This window comes from Klebsiella sp. Shm-1, assembly GCF_040804525.1.
GTDB lineage: Bacteria > Pseudomonadota > Gammaproteobacteria > Enterobacterales > Enterobacteriaceae > Klebsiella > Klebsiella pneumoniae.
The window spans coordinates 1,576,054-1,593,464 of record NZ_CP161823.1 but is presented as its reverse complement, the minus strand read 5'-3'; the positions used below and the strand labels follow the sequence as shown (position 1 = coordinate 1,593,464).

General features: G+C 57.0%; 14 protein-coding genes and 1 pseudogene. 5 read left to right on the top strand and 10 right to left on the bottom strand.

The features are described 5' to 3' along the window. Window position 1: 1 nt before the first annotated feature. The 4 genes and pseudogenes from bglF to dusC all read right to left on the bottom strand — a co-directional run bounded on the left by bglF (window position 2) and on the right by dusC (window position 5,649). Window positions 2-1,976 (bottom strand): annotated as a pseudogene (gene bglF, locus AB1E37_RS07735) (PTS beta-glucoside transporter subunit IIABC). Window positions 1,977-2,006: 30 nt separating this feature from the next. Then, on the bottom strand, window positions 2,007-2,840 hold the full coding sequence (bglG, locus tag AB1E37_RS07730) for a transcriptional antiterminator BglG (RefSeq protein WP_002912842.1): 834 nt from the start codon (window positions 2,838-2,840) through the stop codon (window positions 2,007-2,009). A gap of 155 nt (window positions 2,841-2,995) precedes the next feature. Further along, the gene (locus tag AB1E37_RS07725; protein WP_004189044.1) at window positions 2,996-4,360 is read right to left on the bottom strand and encodes a carbohydrate porin; all 1,365 of its coding nucleotides are present in this window, start codon (window positions 4,358-4,360) and stop codon (window positions 2,996-2,998) included. A gap of 356 nt (window positions 4,361-4,716) precedes the next feature. Continuing rightward, complete coding sequence (gene dusC, locus AB1E37_RS07720; protein WP_002912862.1) at window positions 4,717-5,649, bottom strand: tRNA dihydrouridine(16) synthase DusC; 933 nt, start codon at window positions 5,647-5,649, stop codon at window positions 4,717-4,719. A gap of 355 nt (window positions 5,650-6,004) precedes the next feature. Between dusC and AB1E37_RS07715 the strand changes: the two genes are divergently transcribed. The 4 genes from AB1E37_RS07715 to sanA all read left to right on the top strand — a co-directional run bounded on the left by AB1E37_RS07715 (window position 6,005) and on the right by sanA (window position 9,099). Then, window positions 6,005-6,403, top strand: coding sequence for a CidA/LrgA family protein (locus AB1E37_RS07715; protein ID WP_002912865.1), 399 nt, complete (start codon window positions 6,005-6,007; stop codon window positions 6,401-6,403). After that, entirely contained in the window at window positions 6,400-7,095 is a 696-nt protein-coding gene (locus tag AB1E37_RS07710) for a CidB/LrgB family autolysis modulator (protein WP_002912867.1), read from the top strand. Before AB1E37_RS07715 ends, AB1E37_RS07710 begins: the two co-directional genes overlap by 4 nt. A gap of 127 nt (window positions 7,096-7,222) precedes the next feature. Then, complete coding sequence (gene cdd, locus AB1E37_RS07705; RefSeq protein WP_004200488.1) at window positions 7,223-8,107, top strand: cytidine deaminase; 885 nt, start codon at window positions 7,223-7,225, stop codon at window positions 8,105-8,107. 275 nt (window positions 8,108-8,382) lie between these two features. Further along, window positions 8,383-9,099 carry an outer membrane permeability protein SanA gene (gene sanA, locus AB1E37_RS07700; protein ID WP_002912870.1) on the top strand — a complete coding sequence of 239 codons (717 nt, stop codon included), beginning with the start codon at window positions 8,383-8,385 and terminating at the stop codon, window positions 9,097-9,099. 70 nt (window positions 9,100-9,169) lie between these two features. Here sanA and mglC read toward each other — a convergent pair whose 3' ends face one another. From mglC to folE, 6 genes are all read right to left on the bottom strand, one after another. Further along, the gene (mglC, locus tag AB1E37_RS07695) at window positions 9,170-10,180 is read right to left on the bottom strand and encodes a galactose/methyl galactoside ABC transporter permease MglC (RefSeq protein WP_002912871.1); all 1,011 of its coding nucleotides are present in this window, start codon (window positions 10,178-10,180) and stop codon (window positions 9,170-9,172) included. A 15-nt stretch (window positions 10,181-10,195) separates the two neighbouring features. Then, complete coding sequence (gene mglA, locus AB1E37_RS07690) at window positions 10,196-11,716, bottom strand: galactose/methyl galactoside ABC transporter ATP-binding protein MglA (RefSeq protein ID WP_002912876.1); 1,521 nt, start codon at window positions 11,714-11,716, stop codon at window positions 10,196-10,198. A 118-nt stretch (window positions 11,717-11,834) separates the two neighbouring features. After that, the gene (gene mglB, locus AB1E37_RS07685) at window positions 11,835-12,833 is read right to left on the bottom strand and encodes a galactose/glucose ABC transporter substrate-binding protein MglB (RefSeq protein WP_002912878.1); all 999 of its coding nucleotides are present in this window, start codon (window positions 12,831-12,833) and stop codon (window positions 11,835-11,837) included. Between the two features lie 296 nt (window positions 12,834-13,129). Then, window positions 13,130-14,152 (bottom strand): HTH-type transcriptional regulator GalS, encoded by a 1,023-nt coding sequence (galS, locus tag AB1E37_RS07680; RefSeq protein ID WP_002912919.1) that lies wholly within the window; start codon window positions 14,150-14,152, stop codon window positions 13,130-13,132. Between the two features lie 155 nt (window positions 14,153-14,307). Beyond that, on the bottom strand, window positions 14,308-15,465 hold the full coding sequence (gene yeiB, locus AB1E37_RS07675) for a DUF418 domain-containing protein YeiB (RefSeq protein ID WP_002912921.1): 1,158 nt from the start codon (window positions 15,463-15,465) through the stop codon (window positions 14,308-14,310). Window positions 15,466-15,480: 15 nt separating this feature from the next. Continuing rightward, a complete protein-coding gene (folE, locus tag AB1E37_RS07670; RefSeq protein WP_004184878.1) occupies window positions 15,481-16,149 on the bottom strand; it encodes a GTP cyclohydrolase I FolE in 669 nt (222 codons plus the stop codon). 360 nt (window positions 16,150-16,509) lie between these two features. Between folE and fghA the strand changes: the two genes are divergently transcribed. Continuing rightward, window positions 16,510-17,343 (top strand): S-formylglutathione hydrolase, encoded by an 834-nt coding sequence (gene fghA, locus AB1E37_RS07665; RefSeq protein WP_004151123.1) that lies wholly within the window; start codon window positions 16,510-16,512, stop codon window positions 17,341-17,343. Window positions 17,344-17,411: the final 68 nt, after the last annotated feature.

Here is a 17,411-nt window from a genome sequence, read left to right as displayed (position 1 = left end):
ATTAATGGCTGACTGACAACAGCGGCTGACCGGCTTCGACGGCGCTGGACGCCACCGTGTCAATCTCCCGGTAGTCGTCGCTGTTGCTGATAATGATCGGGGTCGCCAGGTCGTAGCCGGCGTCCAGAATCGCCTGGCGATCAAACTCAATCAGCAGATCGCCGGCCTGTACCCTGTCGCCCTCTTTCACATGCGCGGTAAAGGGCACGCCGTCGAGTTTGACCGTGTCGATGCCGACGTGGATCAGCAGCTCAATGCCGCTGTCGCTTTGCAGGCCGATGGCGTGTTTAGTCTGAAACAGGGAGGCCACTTCGCCCGGGAACGGGGCAATCACTTGGCCCACCGCCGGGATAATGGCGACACCTTTACCCAGCAGGCCGCTGGCGAAGGTGCTGTCCGGCACCTGCTCGAGGGCGATAACGCTGCCGCTCATCGGCGCCAGAATATCGTTTGCCGAGGCCGGGGCTACCGTCACGGCGCCTGGTGCAGCGCTGGCGCGCGGCAGGCCGGCGAAGAAGGTCAGCACGCAGGCGAGCACGAAAGCCACGCCGGTGCCGATAAGCCCGCCCCAGACGCTGGCGTCAATCCCGCCGGGCGGGATCATTTGCGCCGGGAAAAAGATGTTTGGCAGGCCAAACGAGTAGGCATAACTGTTGCTAAAGGCAGTGATCGCCCCGCCAATCGCTCCGGCGATACAGCCGAAGATAAACGGACGGCGCAGCGGCAGAGTCACGCCATAAATAGCCGGCTCGGTGATGCCGAACAGCCCGGCGGAGAAGGCGGAACCGGCCAGCACCCGCTGACGCGCATCGCGGGTGGCGAGGAAAATACCGAGCACGGCGCCCACCTGGGCAATCACCGCCGGGAGGATAATAGGCAGCATGGAGTCGTGACCAAGCACCGTCATGTTATTGATCATCAATGGCACCAGCCCCCAGTGCAGGCCGAAAATAACGCACACCTGCCACATGGCGCCCAGTACCGCGCCCGCCAGCCATGGCGCAAACGCATAAATGAACTGGTAGCCGTTGGCCAGCAGATGGCTCAGCCAGGTGGCGACCGGACCAATCACCAGGAAGGTAAGCGGGACCACCACCGCCAGGCAGATGGCCGGGCTGAAGAAGTTTTTCATCGATGACGGCAACAGCGCGTTGCTCTTGCGCTCCAGCCAGCAGCAGACCCATGAGGCGAGAATAATCGGGATCACTGACGAGCTGTAGTTGATAAAGGTCACCGGAATGCCGAGAAAGTGCTCCACCGCCGCGCCCGGCGCCTGGCTGGCCTCAAAGGCCTGAATCATCAGCGGGTGGGTTAACGCCCCGCCAATCACCATCGAGATAAACGGGTTGCCGCCAAACTTCTTCCCGGCGGTATAGCCAAGAAACAGCGGGAAGAAAAAGAACAGCGCGTCGCTGGCAGCAAACCAGATTTTATAAGTCCCCTGCTCCGGCGTAAGCCAGCCGCAGGTCACCGCCAGCGCCAGCAGGCCTTTCAGCAGACCGGTTGCCGCCATCACGCCGATAAACGGTGTAAAAATGCCGGAGATGATGTCGATAAGCTGGCTTAACACCGATCCTTTGGCCGCTTTTTCCTCGGCAACCGGTTCGCTGTCATCGCTTAACCCCGCCTCCTGGCGCACCGCCAGCCAGACGTCGTGAACGTGGTTGCCAATCACCACCTGAAACTGGCCGCCGCTCTCCACCACCATAATCACGCCCGGATTGGCCTTCAGCCCTTCGGCATCGGCTTTGCCGTTATCCTTCAGTTTAAAACGCAGACGTGTCGCACAGTGAACCAGACTCACAATGTTCTCTTTGCCGCCGACGCGGTTGAGAATATCCTGCGCGAGTGCTTTATATTCCATGCTCTTTTCCTTACTGCCGCTGCCCGCAGACAACCGGCGACTGAGTAGTAAAAAATAAAAAAACCTGAGAACCACGCCGGTGGGCGTCGCGCTCAGGTTTTGCCTGCATCATGCAGTAACAATCCAGTTTTGTTGGGGAGAATTAACGCCCCTCTTTTCTTACCCGTTCGATATGAATGGCAAGAAACATAATTTCTTCGGTGGTCAGCGACCGCTGATACTGCTTTTGCAGATGCGTCGCCACCGTTTCCGCACACTTCCACGCTTTGGCGTAGTTATCTTTCACCGCGCTGTGCAGCGAGACGTCGTCATCTTCCACCACCGTGCGCGTCAGCATCCGCTGGGCGAAAAACTTCAGGTGGGTGACGAAACGCTGATAACTCAGCGACTCTTCATCGTAGTTAAGCTGCAGCTGATACTTCACCAGCTGCAGGATCTCCTGCATCACCCGGGTCACGTGCATGACCTCCGGCATTTCGCTGTTGAGCTGCGCCGTCACTAGATGCAGGGCGATAAATCCGGCTTCGTCCTCCGCCAACTCCACGCCGAGCCTTTTGGCAATGATGGCCCTTGCCTCCTGGCCCAGCGCGAACTCCTTCGGATACAGCCGCTTAATCTCCCACAGCAGCACGTTACGCAGTGCGATGCCCTTTTTCTGCCGCTCGATAGCAAAATGACAGTGATCCGTTAACGTGATGTACAAACTTTCCTGTAACTTGCCCAGCCGTCCGCGTGCCAGGTCGATAATGCGATCGCAGGTGGTCATCACTTCTAACGGTATCTGACTGAGAAGCTCGCCTAAGCGGCCGACCAGCTCATCGCTTTGTAAAGCGAAAACTTTTTCAATTTTACTGTCGTCCAGCACGTCGCCCGGGCGTTTCTGAAAGGCCAGCCCTCGCCCCATCACCACCTGTTCGCGCCGGTGCTCGTCGAGAACCACCACCACATTGTTATTGAGTACTTTGGCGATTTGCATATAGACCCCAGAAACAAAAAAACCTGACCCCCGACGAAACGCCAGGTGATCAGGTTTTGCCTGCCGCAGCAGTTGCAATCCAACACCCGCACTTTAACAACTTCTGCTGCGCGCTCAACCTGACAAGTGAAAAAACGTGATTAAGATCGCGACTATCAGAAGGTCACGACGGTTTTCCACTCCACTACCCACGCATCCTGGGTCTGCGCGACGCCGCCCGGACGGTGCCAGTACTGCAGGCCCGGCTGCAGCTCCAGCCAGGAGACCGGGCGGAAGCGATAATAGAGCTCACCGTTCAGCGAATGACCGGCCACCGGCTGGTAAGCCGGATCGTTATAGTCGGTGGCGCCGCTTATCTGATTCATATAGCGCTGATTACGTGCGTAGTGGCTGCTCATGTCGATCCACGTCAGGCCGAAGCCAATCCAGTCCTCCGGGCGGGCGTCAAACAGACCGCGGTAGCGCATGGAGGCGGCGACGGCGGAGTGGATATAGTTGCTGCGCTGGTCGCTGAGGCTGCCGCTCAGTGAGACGCTCATCCCCCGCAGCGGGTCGTCGGCGTGGCGGGTGATCTGCTGGTTCAGGCCGGCGTACATAAACCAGGTGCTATCGTGCTCGGCGTAACCTTGCGGATCGGTCGCCCCGGCGCCGCCGGATTTACCGCTGTAGAGGTCGCTCTGCGGCGCGTTAGTCCAGACCACGCCAAGGTTATAGGCTCCCGGCAGGCCATTAATCAGCGGACGGGTTTCGATCTCCATCGGCAGTAAGATGCCTTTGCTACCCTTCGTCGACCAGCTCCACGCGTGGCTGCGCGCGGTAGCCTGCGGGTTTTGCTCCATCACCCCGCCTTTCAGGGTGACCGTCGGCGTCAGCTTGTACTCCAGGGTGGTGCCCCAGGTGTGAATGTTCCAGTTATTCCAGGTCAGCGAGTTGGCCGATTTCCCACCGCACTGGGTCAGCAGCTGAAAATCGCAGGGAATGATCTGGTCGAAGGTTTGCACCTTGTTCATCATGCCGATGCGCCAGGTCAGGCGGCGGTCGTCAAAGCTGCGGGCAAAGGTGAGCCAGCCAAGGCGGGTAATCGACCCGCCGCCCCAGCTCTCCTGCGATAGATCGTTGAAACTCACCCGCGGATCCTGCAGCCGTTTCGTGGTGAGGTTATCATCATGGTTGCGGTTGACGATATTGCCCTCAAGCCGCGCGTCCGGTATGCCGGTCCAGCGCTCCAGATCCTGGGTAAAGGTCAATGACACCTGGTCAATATAGGCCAGATGTTTATCATGGTTATAGCCGCCGCCGGCGTTGTAGGCCATCTCGTTAAGATAGCCGAGATTATAATGAAAGCCGTTTTCTTCAAGGATCGGACGAATGCCTAGCATATCGCCCAGCAGCCCTTGCTGCCCGGCTTCAAACCCCAGCGCGCTGCCGTTCCACGCCGGGATGTCCGCGGCGCTCACGGCAGGCGCCATGGCCGCCAGCATAGCGCCGATCAAAAGCTGATTTATTTTTTTGTTATGCATTGTGATATCCACCGTGACTGAATAAAAACAAAGGGGATCCCCAGGCTATTTATTTACCCGTTTTCTTTTTTTAAAAATGAATGGCAAAAAGCGTCCGTCGGTAATAAAACCGCGACAATGCCAGAGAAATCGTTATTCACATCTCATTGTTTTACATCATCATTTTATCCACCCTGAATTTTTACCAAAAAAAAACCTAAGCACTTTGCGCCACGAATGACGAAAGTGCTTAGGTTTTGCCTGAGTTCAGTAGCAATCCTGAATTGATTGACCGCACATTATCACTTTATTCAACCCATGCCTATCATCAATAGGCATGCAAGTAATAATATGTGAAGCGAATAACAGTATGGCGGTTAATAGCGGCCGATCGCCGCCGCTATTTCAGCAGACGTTTGCAGGGCGCGGATTTCATTAAACAGGGTCAGCGCCTCGGTATATTCCTTGCGTAAATAGCCTAACCACTGCTTAATTCTTGCCACATGATACAGGCCGGTATCACCCTGCTTTTCCAGGCGGGTATATTTTTGCAACAGCTGGACCACCTGCGGCCACGGCATGCGCGGTTCGTTGTATTTGATCACCCGGCTGAGGTTCGGCACATTGAGCGCCCCGCGGCCAATCATCACCGAATCGCAGCCGGTGACAGCCATACAATCCTGGGCGCTTTGCCAGTCCCAGATTTCACCGTTGGCGACCACCGGGATAGTCAGGCGCTGGCGGATCTCGCCGATCGCCTGCCAGTTGATGCGTTCGGCTTTGTAGCCATCTTCTTTGGTACGGCCGTGAACCACCAGTTCGCTGGCCCCCGCCTGCTGCACCGCGTCGGCGATTTCAAAGCGCCGTTCACCGCTGTCCCAGCCAAGACGAACTTTCACCGTCACCGGCAGATGCTCGGGAACCGCCTCTCGCATGGCTTTCGCGCCGCGATAGATCAACTCTGGATCTTTCAGCAGCGTTGCCCCGCCGCCGCTGCCGTTTACCAGCTTCGACGGACAGCCGCAGTTTAAATCCACCCCCCATGAACCCAGCGCCACCGCGCGGGCGGCATTTTCCGCCAGCCACTCGGGATATTGTCCCAGCAGCTGGACCCGTACGCGGGTTCCGGACGGCGTGCGGCTCTGGTGATGCAGTTCCGGGCATAGCCTGTAGAACGATTTTACCGGCAGCAGTTGATCCACCACGCGCAGAAATTCGGTGATACAGAGATCGTAATCGTTAACCTCGGTCAGCAGCTCGCGCACCAGCGAATCGAGCACGCCTTCCATCGGCGCCAGTAGAACACGCATATCGTTACCCGAAAAAAAAGAGGCGCTATGGTAGCGCCTCCGGGCGCTGGTTGAAAGCGCTCAATGCGTCGGACCAGACGCACGCCGTACCCCGCACGCTCGATGCGGCAAAGCGGCGAGATAATCTCTATGCTTTACAGGGGACTGCGGCGTCCCATTCGCCTTTATTTGCCGCGCCTCATCCAGCAAGGTAGCGTGGGGAGCGATCCCGCCTGAGCCGCAAGGTGTCGGGCCCTGACGGGTGAGACTAGGTTCCCGTAAGCTATCAGCGCTATGCATAGAATTCATGATGTGATCGGTAGCACATTTTAGGGATTAATTGTATGATGAATGCACTTCATCAAGGGTTATTACCATGAGTAAATCGCTGACTATTATCTGGCAGTACCTGCGGGCTTTCGTCCTGATTTACGCCTGCCTGTACGCCGGAATTTTTATCGCCGGGCTGCTGCCTATCACTATCCCCGGCAGCATCATCGGCATGCTGATCCTCTTCGTGCTGCTGGCGCTGCAAATTATGCCGCCGCAATGGGTCAACCCCGGCTGCAATATCCTGATCCGCTATATGGCGCTGCTGTTCGTGCCGATCGGCGTTGGGGTGATGCAGTACTGGGATCTGCTGCGCGCCCAGCTGGGGCCTGTCGTTATCTCCTGCGCCATCAGTACGCTGGTGGTGTTTGTAGTGGTGAGCTGGAGCTCCCATTTGGTGCATGGCGAACGTAAAGTGATTGGCCAAAAAGGAAAAGAAGAATGATGCATGAAATCTGGTGGTCGCTACCGCTAACCCTGATCGTCTTTTTTCTCGCCCGCAAACTGGCGGCCCGCTTTAAGTTCCCGCTGCTCAACCCGCTGCTGGTGGCGATGGTGGTGATTATTCCATTTCTTCTGCTGACCGGGATCTCCTATGAGCGTTATTTTGCCGGCAGCAAAGTCCTGAACGATCTGCTGCAGCCGGCGGTAGTGGCCCTTGCGTTCCCGCTGTATGAACAGCTGCACCAGATCCGCGCCCGCTGGAAATCTATCATTACCATCTGCTTTATCGGCAGCTGCGTGGCGATGATCACCGGCACCACCGTCGCTCTGCTGATGGGCGCCACGCCGCAAATCGCCGCCTCTATTCTGCCTAAGTCAGTCACTACGCCGATTGCTATGGCGGTTAGCGGCAGCATCGGCGGCATTCCGGCCATCAGCGCCGTGTGCGTAATTTTTGTCGGCATCCTCGGCGCGGTATTTGGGCATACGTTGCTTAACCTGATGCGCATTCGCACCAAAGCGTCGCGCGGCCTGTCAATGGGCACCGCCTCGCACGCCCTCGGCACCGCCCGCTGCGCCGAGCTGGACTATCAGGAAGGCGCGTTTAGCTCACTGGCGCTGGTGCTATGCGGGATCATCACCTCGTTGATGGCGCCGTTCTTATTTCCGCTGATCCTCGCAGTGGTAGGTTAATAGTGATTTAAATCACATTTTTTAATGCAACGAATCAGAGTTGCATAAAGAATGAGATATTCATCACATATGGAACCGCTGGCCGCCCGTACACTGGCTTCCCATTACACTGTTATGAGGCAACGCTATGCACTCACGTTTTCAAGCTGCTTTGACGACTCTGGCAGCAGATCTGCAGGCGGCCATCGCCCCGATGCTCGCCGACCCGCATTTCCCGGCGCTGCTCGAAGCCGATCAGGTGGCGACGCTGCAGCATGCGACAGGTCTGGACGAAGACGCGCTGGCTTTTGCGCTACTGCCGCTTGCCGCTGCCTGCGCGCGCCCCGACCTTTCTCATTTTAACGTCGGGGCTATCGCCCGCGGCGTCAGCGGCCGCTGGTACTTTGGCGGCAACATGGAGTTTCTCGGCGCTACCATGCAGCAGACCGTTCACGCGGAACAGAGCGCCATCAGCCACGCCTGGCTGCGCGGCGAGACCTCCCTGCGCGCTATCACGGTGAACTACACGCCGTGCGGTCATTGCCGTCAGTTTATGAACGAACTGAACAGCGGGCTGGCGCTGCGCATTCATCTGCCGGGTCGCGAAGCGCATGCTCTGGAGCACTATCTGCCGGACGCCTTTGGCCCGAAAGACCTCGAGATCAAAACCCTGCTGATGGATGAACAGGACCATGGCTACCCGGTGAGCGGCGATGCCCTGACCCAGGCAGCTATTCAGGCCGCCAACCGCTGCCATGCGCCCTACAGCCACTCGCCTTCCGGCGTGGCGCTGGAGCTGAAAGACGGTACCATTTTCAGCGGTAGCTATGCGGAAAACGCAGCGTTCAACCCGACGCTGCCGCCGCTGCAGGGGGCGCTGAATCTCCTGAGCCTCAACGGCTATGATTATCCCGCTATCCAGCGGGCAATCCTGGCGGAGAAAGCCGACGCGGCGCTGATCCAGTGGGATGCCACCGTCGCCACCCTGAAGGCGCTGGGCTGCCACAATATTGAGCGCGTCCTGTTAGGTTGATCAGCCTGAGCAGATTGCCGGACGGCGTCTTCGGCTTATCCGGCCGACCTTTTATACCGTTAGGTGTCGGGTGGCGCTACGCTTACCCGACCTACGGTTCGCGCCATGGCGAGCTGAAGATCCCTATGCCGGGTGTCGGCTCACGCCCTACCCGGCCTGCGTTCGGCGATCTGTCTATATTGCTGAAAATCCCCGCAATCAAACGCGGGTTTCTTGCGCTTACCCGGCGGGTAAAGTAGCCTGAAGACTCCGTTGTCTATTATTGAGCCAAGTTCATGTTAAAGCGTGCGTTCTACAGCCTGTTAGTCCTGCTCGGCCTGCTGCTGTTGACCGTGCTGGGCCTTGACCGCTGGATGAGCTGGAAAACCGCGCCCTATATCTATGATGAACTGCAGGACCTGCCCTACCGTCAGGTCGGTGTGGTGCTGGGCACCGCCAAATATTACCGCACCGGCGTCATCAATCAGTATTACCGTTACCGCATCCAGGGTGCGCTGAACGCCTACAACAGCGGCAAGGTCAACTATCTCCTGCTGAGCGGCGATAATGCTCTGCAAAGCTACAATGAACCGATGACCATGCGTCGGGACCTGATTAAAGGCGGCGTCGATCCCGCGGATATCGTACTGGACTATGCCGGTTTCCGTACCCTCGACTCGATCGTCCGTACCCGGAAAGTGTTCGACACCAACGACTTCATTATCATCACCCAGCGCTTCCACTGCGAACGGGCGCTGTTTATCGCCCTGCATATGGGGATCCAGGCCCAGTGCTACGCGGTGCCGTCGCCGAAGGATATGTGGAGCGTGCGGCTGCGCGAGTTCGGCGCCCGCTTTGGCGCGCTGGCGGACCTCTATATCTTCAAACGGGAACCGCGCTTTCTCGGCCCTCTCATCCCGATTCCGGCGCAGCAGCATGACGTGCCGGATGACGCCCAATCCTACCCGGCCGTCACCCCGGAGCAGCTGCTGGAGCTGCAGAAAGAAAAGTAGCCTCCATCAACGCATTCGTTTCAGATAAAAAAAAACCCGCGCCAGGCGCGGGTTTTTGATGCGTTCAATCTTATTTCTTACGGGCGTATTTCAGGGAGTCCAGCGCCACGGCGAAGATAATAATCGCCCCCTTAATAATGTACTGCCAGTAAGGGTTGACGCCGATATAGGTCAGGCCGTAGTTGATGACGGTGAAGATAATCACCCCGGTCACCACGCCAAACACCGTCCCTACCCCGCCGCTGAACGATACGCCGCCCACCACACAGGCGGCGATGGCGTCCAGTTCATACATAAAGCCGAGGTTATTGGTCGCCGAACCGATACGTCCGGCTTCCAGCAGGCCGCCGAAGGCGTAGAACACGCCGGAGAGGGCATAGATCATCAGCAGGTTTAACGCTACGTTAACCCCGGAGACCTTCGCCGCTTCCGGGTTACCGCCGATAGCGAAAATGTTTTTGCCAAAGCGCGTCTTGTTCCACAGGATCCAGACAAAGAAGACGGCAATCAGCGCGTAGAAGGTAATGTAGGACAGGCGGAAGGAGCCCAGCGCCACAAACCCCTGCGCGAAATGGGAGAAGTGGCTGTCGAAGCCGGAGATCGGCGACGCGCCCACGAAGTCGTAGTACAGCGAGTTAATGCCGTACACGATGATCATGGTGCCGAGAGTGGTAATAAACGGCGTCACGTTCAGGTAGGCAATGACGATCCCGTTAATCAGGCCGATGACCGCCCCGATGGCGCACACCAGCAGGATCACCAGCGGGATCGGCATGGTCGCCATATCCGGGAATACCTTATTGGCATTATCCACCGCCTGCAGCATGGTGGCGGCAATTACCGCCGCCAGACCCACCTGACGGCCGGCGGAGAGGTCGGTCCCCTGCGTGACGATAAGTCCGGCCACGCCGAGGGCAATTATAATACGCACCGAGGACTGGGTCAGAATATTACTCAGGTTGAGCAGACTTAAAAATGTCGGATCCTGGAAAATAATAATGGCCAGCAGGACCAGAAGGACAACATATATCCCACCCTCTTTCAGGTAAGTGAGAAAACTCTTTTTATTTAACGCACTCATGTGAAGCCCCTGATCTTAAAGGTGCAATGACGCAAGACGCAGTATTTCGTTTTGCGTGGTGGTTTTAGTCTCAACAATGCCCGCGACCAGGCCGTTGCTCATCACCAGAATGCGGTCGGTAATCCCCAGCAGTTCCGGCATTTCGGAAGAAATAATAATGATCCCTTTGTCTTTTTTAGCCAGTTCGGCAATCAGCTGATAGATTTCAAACTTGGCGCCGACGTCGATACCGCGCGTTGGCTCATCCAGCATCAGGATCTCCGGCTGGGTCAGCAGCCAGCGGCCTATAATGACCTTTTGCTGGTTACCACCGGAAAGCGAGCCAATCTGCGTATGCTGACCGGGGGTTTTGACGCGCATCGAGTCAATAACCCATTGGGTATCGCTCTTCATTCGCGAGTTATCCAGCAAGCCGACGCTGTTTTTATATTTCTTAATATTGGAGATCAGCGAGTTAAACCCGATATCCAGATAGGCGTAAATCCCGGTAGAGCGCCGCTCCTCGGTCACCAGCGCAAAACCGTGGTTTATCGCCTCGTTGGCGCTGTGGTTGTTGATCTTCTTGCCGTGCAGCGTGATGGTGCCGCTGGCCTTCTCACGGATGCCGAACAGGGTCTCCACGATGTCGGTGCGTTTAGCGCCCACCAGGCCGGCGATACCGAGAATTTCGCCCTTATGCAGGTCAAAGGAGACATCGCGAATGGAGGGCTGGCGCAGCGAGGTGAGATTGCGCACCTGGAGGATCACTTCGCCCGGAGTGTTTTCGCGATCCGGAAAACGCTGGTTAAGCGAACGCCCGACCATCATGGCGATGATCTTATCCATATCCAGCCCTTCCAGCGGCTGGGTGGCGATCCACTGGCCGTCGCGCAGGATGGTTATTTCATCGCACAACTGGAAAATTTCTTCCATTTTATGCGAGATATAGACGATACCGCAGCCGCGATCTTTCAGCTTACGGATGATCTTAAACAGATGGTTGACCTCTTTTTCCGTCAGAGATGACGTCGGCTCATCCATGATGACGATTTTGGCGTCATAGGAAAACGCCTTCGCGATCTCAATCATCTGCATCTGAGATACCGATAAGGTACCGACGCGGGCGCGCGGATCGATATCAATATCCAGCTCATCAAAAATGGCCTTGGTATCCCGGTACATTTTGTCCTGATCGACAAACATGCCTTTAGTTGGATAGCGCCCGAGCCACATGTTATCCATGACCGAACGCTGTAATACCAGGTTTAATTCCTGATGCACCATCGAAATACCGTTTTCCAGGGCTTCTTTCGCCGAATGGAAATCGATCTCTTTTCCCTGAAAAAGAATGCTACCGGAATCTTTTTGATAGATCCCAAAAAGGCATTTTAATAATGTCGATTTACCGGCGCCGTTCTCACCCATTAACGCATGAATGGAGTGCGGACGAACCTTCAGGTTGACATTATCAAGAGCCTTGACGCCAGGAAACGATTTGTTGATGTTGCTCATCTCCAACAAATATTCGCCTGACCGTTCGCTATTATTGCTGACCATAGTTATACCTGGCTGCGTTCATGCAAGCCCCGTCCGGCGCACTAGCGCCAGCAGGAGTCTGGTTCTGTATCAGGAATAATCGGGCGTGGATAACCCACGCCCGCAACTCACATCACGATTATTTGCCGGTAAACTGGCTCAGGTTGTCTTTATCGACGCCCACGTAGGGGACGCGAACAATCTTGTTGTCAATTTTCCAGTTGGTGCCTGCCGCGGCGTCTTTCCCGTCGGCAAGGTTTTTCGCCAGCTCGAAGGTCGCTTTCGCCTGGTTATTGGCATCGTTCAGCACGGTACCGGCCATCGCGCCGGATTTCACCAGCGCCAGGGCTTCCGGCAGGGCATCAACGCCGAACACCGGAATGCTGCTCTTGTTGTGCGCTTTCAGCGCTTCAACCGCGCCCATCGCCATGGCGTCGTTGTTAGCGATCACCACTTCAATCTTGTTGGCATTCGGGCCGGAGAGCCAGGCGTCCATTTTGTCTTTCGCCTGGGCGGTATCCCACATCGCGGTATCCAGCTGCAGCTGCTGGGTCTTCAGACCTTTATCATTCAGCTCTTTAATAACGTAAGTGGTACGCGCTTCCGCATCCGGATGGCCCGGCTCGCCTTTCAGCAGAACGTACTGGATCTGACCGTCTTTATTCAGATCCCAGTTCGGGTTGGCTTTCCAGTGCTTGGCGATCAGATCGCCCTGAATAATCCCCGACTCTTTCGAGTCGGTACCGACGTAATAAGCCTTGTCATAACTATCCAGCGCTTTGCGGGAAGGCTCTTTGTTGAAGAACACCACCGGAATATTCTGCCCGCGCGCCTTTTCAATCACCGTACCTGCGGCGGCCGGGTCAACCAGGTTAATCGCCAGCGCCTTCACGCCTTTCGCCAGCAGCACGTCAATCTGATCGTTTTGTTTCGACTGGTCGTTCTGCGAATCATTCATCAATAGCTGGACGTCTGGCGCGGATTTGCCATCTTTTTCAATCGCCTTACGCACTACCGACATAAAGTTGTCGTCATATTTATAAATCGTCACGCCGATACGGGTATCTGCTGCGTGTGCGGCGGCGCCAAATAACAGACCAGCCATTACAGCAGACAGGGTAAACACCTTCTTATTCATGGAATCTCCGGTTTTATTATGCAGGGTCATTATTGTGAGAAAATGCAGGCGGGATTTGTTGCATTAGTGTTACCGCACAACGCATTTCACGACGAAAATTCGGTCTTCCGTGTCGGGTAACGCTCCAGAAAAATACGACTGTAAAACTCGTTTAACGCCTTGTTCCTACTAAATAAAGTGAGGAATATCCATCACCTCGTGGTTCAGACTGGTAAACGCTGCCATCATAATAAGGCGAATGTTAATATACTGTGAATTTACTCACAAATTGAAAGCGGTTACATCCCGCGATCGCGTCAGTTAGTGATCGGCCCCACAGTTTGCCGCTGGGCAACGGAATGACGGCGCACCAGCGTCGGCATAAAGCAGTGCGTCGCCTCGCGATCCAGCTTGCCGGCCGCCCCCAGCAGCGCCAGCTCGGTGGCCAGCTTTGCCATCGACATTACCGGATAGCGCACGGTGGTGAGCTGAGGATCGGTGTAACGGGAAATAGGAATATCATCAAAGCCAATCAGCGACAGATGCTGCGGCACGACAATGCCGTTGTCCTTCAGCGTCGTCAGCGCGCCGGCCGCCATGCTGTCGTTATAGGCAAACACCGCGGTGAGGCCGAGATTGCGCCCCAGCAGTTCGACCATCGCCGCTTCACCGCCCTGCATATCCGGGGAGCCGGAACCGATCCAGCTGTCCGGGGCGATGATGCCTTGCTCCTGCAGCGCTTTGCTCCACCCTTCCCGGCGCATATCGTCATCTTCAATGCCGTGGTTTGAGGAGAGATAGCCGATGCGCTGGTGACCATGATTGAGGAGCATACGGGTGGCCATCAGCGCGCCGCTGACGTTGTCGAGCCCTACGCAGCGATGGGCATACCCCGGCACGATGCGGTTGATCAGCACCATCCCCGGGATATGTTGCATAAAGTCGCTCAGTTCATCATCGCTCAGCGCTTTCGAGTGGACGATCAGCGCCGAGCAGCGCTGACGGATCAGCACCTCGATGGCGTGACGTTCTTTTTCCGCCTCGTGATAGCTGTTGCCGATCAGCACATATTTCTGATGCTGCTGAGCAACGGTATCCACTGCTTTCACCAGCGCGCCGAAGAAGGCGTCGGAGACGTCCATCACCACCACGCCGATGGTATCGCTGACCTGGGTGGCCAGCGCCTGGGCGTTGGCGTTGGGCCGGTAGCCCAGTTGGGTCACCGCTTTCATCACCACGTCGCGCGTATCCGGACTCACCAGCGCGCTGTTATTCAGCACCCGCGACACGGTGGCCACGGAAACGCCCGCCTGGCGGGCGACATCACGAATGGTGATCATACTCAGCGACCTTAAGAGAATTACAGCACGTCACATTCACCTCCTGTGCTTAGCAAGGAGGCTATTCTGGCAGCGACCCACGGTCCGCTGCGTGAGTGAGGTCACACGGCTGGAAACGTTTACATCCGTTTTGTTAATGATTGTGATCGAGATCGTTATCTGGATGTGTCTTTCAATGATGTGCCTGACGCACGCAGGGTTAACTGACGCCACAGCCATTCCACCGGCCCCTGGCGGAAGCGGCGCAGCCAGAGCGATGAGACAAGGAGGTTAACGGCCCAGATGGGGGGGACAAAGGCCAGCAGCTGCAGACGATCGAAGCGCATAAACAGCCCAAGATGATAAAACAGGGTGGTGCAGATCAGGGTCTGCAGCAGGTAGTTGGTCAGCGCCATGCGTCCGACGCAGGCGATAGCGCCCACCAGGCGGAAACGGCAGAGCTGCGGCCAGTAGCCCCAGGCCAGCGCGGCATAGCCGATAGCCTGCAGCGGGGCGCTAAGTTCGCGCGGCGCCTGCAGTAAAAACGCGCACCAGCGATAGTCCCAGGCCAGATACCACTGGGCGAATATTGCCGGCAGATTGACCGCCATGCCGGCCGCCACCAGCAGCGCGCCGGTACGCCGGTAGTGACGCAGGCTAAACTGCCCCTTCAGCCAGCCGCTGCGCATCAGCGCCGCGCCCATCAGCATCATCCCAGCCAGCTGCCAGCCATACTGCGCGCCCAGCGCCAGCAGATTGTCAGATAGCATATCCGCCCGGTTGCTGACCGCCTCCATGCCACCGTGCAGCTTCCAGTACTGCTCATACTGCAGGTTCGCCGCGTCCGGCGCCCACGAGCGATTCGCCGCGGTCCCGGAGATCAGCCCCAACAGGACCAGCACCGCAATGCCGGTGAGGTAGAGCACCACCCCGGTGTTGAACAGCGATTTGACATGGTGCGCCTCACGCACCATGCGCCAGCTCACCAGCCCCACCAGGGCATAGGCCAGCAGAATATCGCCATCCCAGAAAAAAAGACCGTGAATGAAACCGAGCAGCGCCAGCAGCGTCAGCCGCGACTGGATCCAGCGCTTCCCTCGCGGAAGCAATAGCTGAAGACCGGCGCCAAACAGCAGCGCGAACAGGGTGAGAAACTTCACCTGCGCCAGCAGGTCGAGGAGCGCCCAGGTCCAGGCATCGCTAAGGGACGCGCTTCCTGACCAGGCGGGATTGAGATAAGCGGCCTTCGGCAAGCCGAAGGCGCTGATATTGAGAAGCAGGATACCGAGGATGGCGACGCCGCGGACAAAGTCCAGCGTGACATTTCTCTCCATGCACCCTGCTCCGTTTTAGTCGTGGTGACGTACTGCGCGCAGGAATTCCTGGCGGGTATTCTGGCTGGATTTAAACAGGCCGCCGAGAGAGGTGGTGGTGGTGGCGCTGGTCGCGTCGCGAATGCCGCGCGCCTTCACGCAATAATGCACCGCGTCAATGGATACCGCCACGTTGTTGGTGCCGAGCAGCGTCTGCAGCGCGATCAGGATCTGCTGCGTCAGACGCTCCTGGACCTGCGGACGTTGGGCGAAGAACTGCACGATGCGGTTGATTTTCGACAGGCCGATCACCGAATCTTTCGGGATATAGGCTACCGTCGCTTTACCATCGATGGTAACGAAATGGTGTTCGCAGGTGCTGGTCAGGGTGATATCGCGCACGGTGACCATTTCATCGACCTTCATTTTGTTTTCAATGACGGTGATTTTCGGGAAGCGAGAATAATCCAGCCCGGAGAAGATCTCATCGACATACATTTTGGCGATGCGATGCGGGGTCTCCATCAGACTGTCATCACTCAGATCCAGATTCAGCAGTTGCATAATCTCGGTCATATGACCGGTAATCAAACGCTTGCGTGTTTCGTTATCAATTTCTTGTACTGGCGCACGCATCGGCGTCTCCAGCCCACGAGCGACCAGCGCTTCATGAACGAGGACGGCTTCTTTACTCAGTGATGACATTTATGTTTCTCCTGCAGGTGTGGCGCTCTTTGCTTTTTCTGGGGGCAAAGTTTGTATTCATTGTGCGTGAGGTGGCGCACAGAATCCAGTAGCCGTAACGATAATTATTGAAATTGGCGCTGCCTTTTATTAGGGAGCGAAGCCATGCCTCAGGCGCGACGCCAAATCCTTATCGCCGTATCCGGAATGTTCCAACCGCTGTACGCATTCATAAGCGCCGTCGCTACACCGGCATGTTGGCTATAAGTTGCATTAATGATGCAGTAAGTTCTCAAAAGGAGAAAGTGAAAGTTGCTCACCGGCTAATGAAATATCTGTATTATGAACGTTTACGCGCACATCCCTTCCGAGGAGCCTTGCATGGAACTGCTTGAAGAGCATCGCTGTTTTGACGGCCAGCAACAACGCTGGCGTCATCACTCCCCTGTCCTGAACTGCGCCATGACGTTCAGCATTTTTTTACCGCCTGAGCGCGAAACGCCGCCGCCGGTGCTGTACTGGCTGTCGGGGCTGACCTGTAACGATGAGAACTTTACCACCAAGGCGGGCGCCCAGCGCATTGCCGCCGAGCTGGGCATCGCGCTGGTGATGCCGGATACCAGCCCGCGCGGTGACGAGGCGGCCAACGACGACGGTTACGATCTCGGACAAGGCGCCGGCTTCTACCTGAACGCCACCGAGGCGCCCTGGGCGGCGCACTACCGAATGTACGATTACCTGCGTGACGAACTGCCCGCGCTTATTCGTAGCGAGTTTAGCGTCGGCGAACGCTGCGCCGTCAGCGGCCACTCGATGGGCGGCCACGGCGCGCTCATTATGGCGCTCAAAAATCCCGGCCGCTACGCCAGCGTCTCCGCCTTCGCGCCGATCGTCAATCCCTCCCAGGTCCCGTGGGGCAAGAAAGCGTTTACCGCCTATCTCGGCGCGGATGAATCGGCATGGCACTCCTGGGACAGCTGCGCGCTGATGCAGGCCAGCCGGCCAGAGGACGCCGTGCCGACGCTTATCGATCAGGGCGACAACGATCCATTCCTTGCCGGACAGCTGCAGCCGGCGGTACTGGCGGAGGTCGCGCGGCAGAAGGCCTGGCCGTTAACGCTGCGCATCCAGCCCGGTTACGACCACAGCTATTACTTCATTGCCTCGTTTATTGAAGACCATCTGCGCTTCCATGCGCAGCATCTCTTTGGCTAAACGCCAATGCGCCGCGAAGCTGCTTCGCGGCGCATGTTCAGGCCTACAGGACGCGTTTTAGCGCCGGC

What these genes read in the sequence shown, in the direction of transcription:
- bglG (WP_002912842.1), bottom strand. Translation starts at nt 2,840, where the DNA reads ATGCAAATCGCCAAAGTACTCAATAACAATGTGGTGGTGGTTCTCGAC.
- AB1E37_RS07725 (WP_004189044.1), bottom strand. Translation starts at nt 4,360, where the DNA reads ATGCATAACAAAAAAATAAATCAGCTTTTGATCGGCGCTATGCTGGCG.
- dusC (WP_002912862.1), bottom strand. Translation starts at nt 5,649, where the DNA reads ATGCGTGTTCTACTGGCGCCGATGGAAGGCGTGCTCGATTCGCTGGTG.
- AB1E37_RS07715 (WP_002912865.1), top strand. Translation starts at nt 6,005, where the DNA reads ATGAGTAAATCGCTGACTATTATCTGGCAGTACCTGCGGGCTTTCGTC.
- AB1E37_RS07710 (WP_002912867.1), top strand. Translation starts at nt 6,400, where the DNA reads ATGATGCATGAAATCTGGTGGTCGCTACCGCTAACCCTGATCGTCTTT.
- cdd (WP_004200488.1), top strand. Translation starts at nt 7,223, where the DNA reads ATGCACTCACGTTTTCAAGCTGCTTTGACGACTCTGGCAGCAGATCTG.
- sanA (WP_002912870.1), top strand. Translation starts at nt 8,383, where the DNA reads ATGTTAAAGCGTGCGTTCTACAGCCTGTTAGTCCTGCTCGGCCTGCTG.
- mglC (WP_002912871.1), bottom strand. Translation starts at nt 10,180, where the DNA reads ATGAGTGCGTTAAATAAAAAGAGTTTTCTCACTTACCTGAAAGAGGGT.
- mglA (WP_002912876.1), bottom strand. Translation starts at nt 11,716, where the DNA reads ATGGTCAGCAATAATAGCGAACGGTCAGGCGAATATTTGTTGGAGATG.
- mglB (WP_002912878.1), bottom strand. Translation starts at nt 12,833, where the DNA reads ATGAATAAGAAGGTGTTTACCCTGTCTGCTGTAATGGCTGGTCTGTTA.
- galS (WP_002912919.1), bottom strand. Translation starts at nt 14,152, where the DNA reads ATGATCACCATTCGTGATGTCGCCCGCCAGGCGGGCGTTTCCGTGGCC.
- yeiB (WP_002912921.1), bottom strand. Translation starts at nt 15,465, where the DNA reads ATGGAGAGAAATGTCACGCTGGACTTTGTCCGCGGCGTCGCCATCCTC.
- folE (WP_004184878.1), bottom strand. Translation starts at nt 16,149, where the DNA reads ATGTCATCACTGAGTAAAGAAGCCGTCCTCGTTCATGAAGCGCTGGTC.
- fghA (WP_004151123.1), top strand. Translation starts at nt 16,510, where the DNA reads ATGGAACTGCTTGAAGAGCATCGCTGTTTTGACGGCCAGCAACAACGC.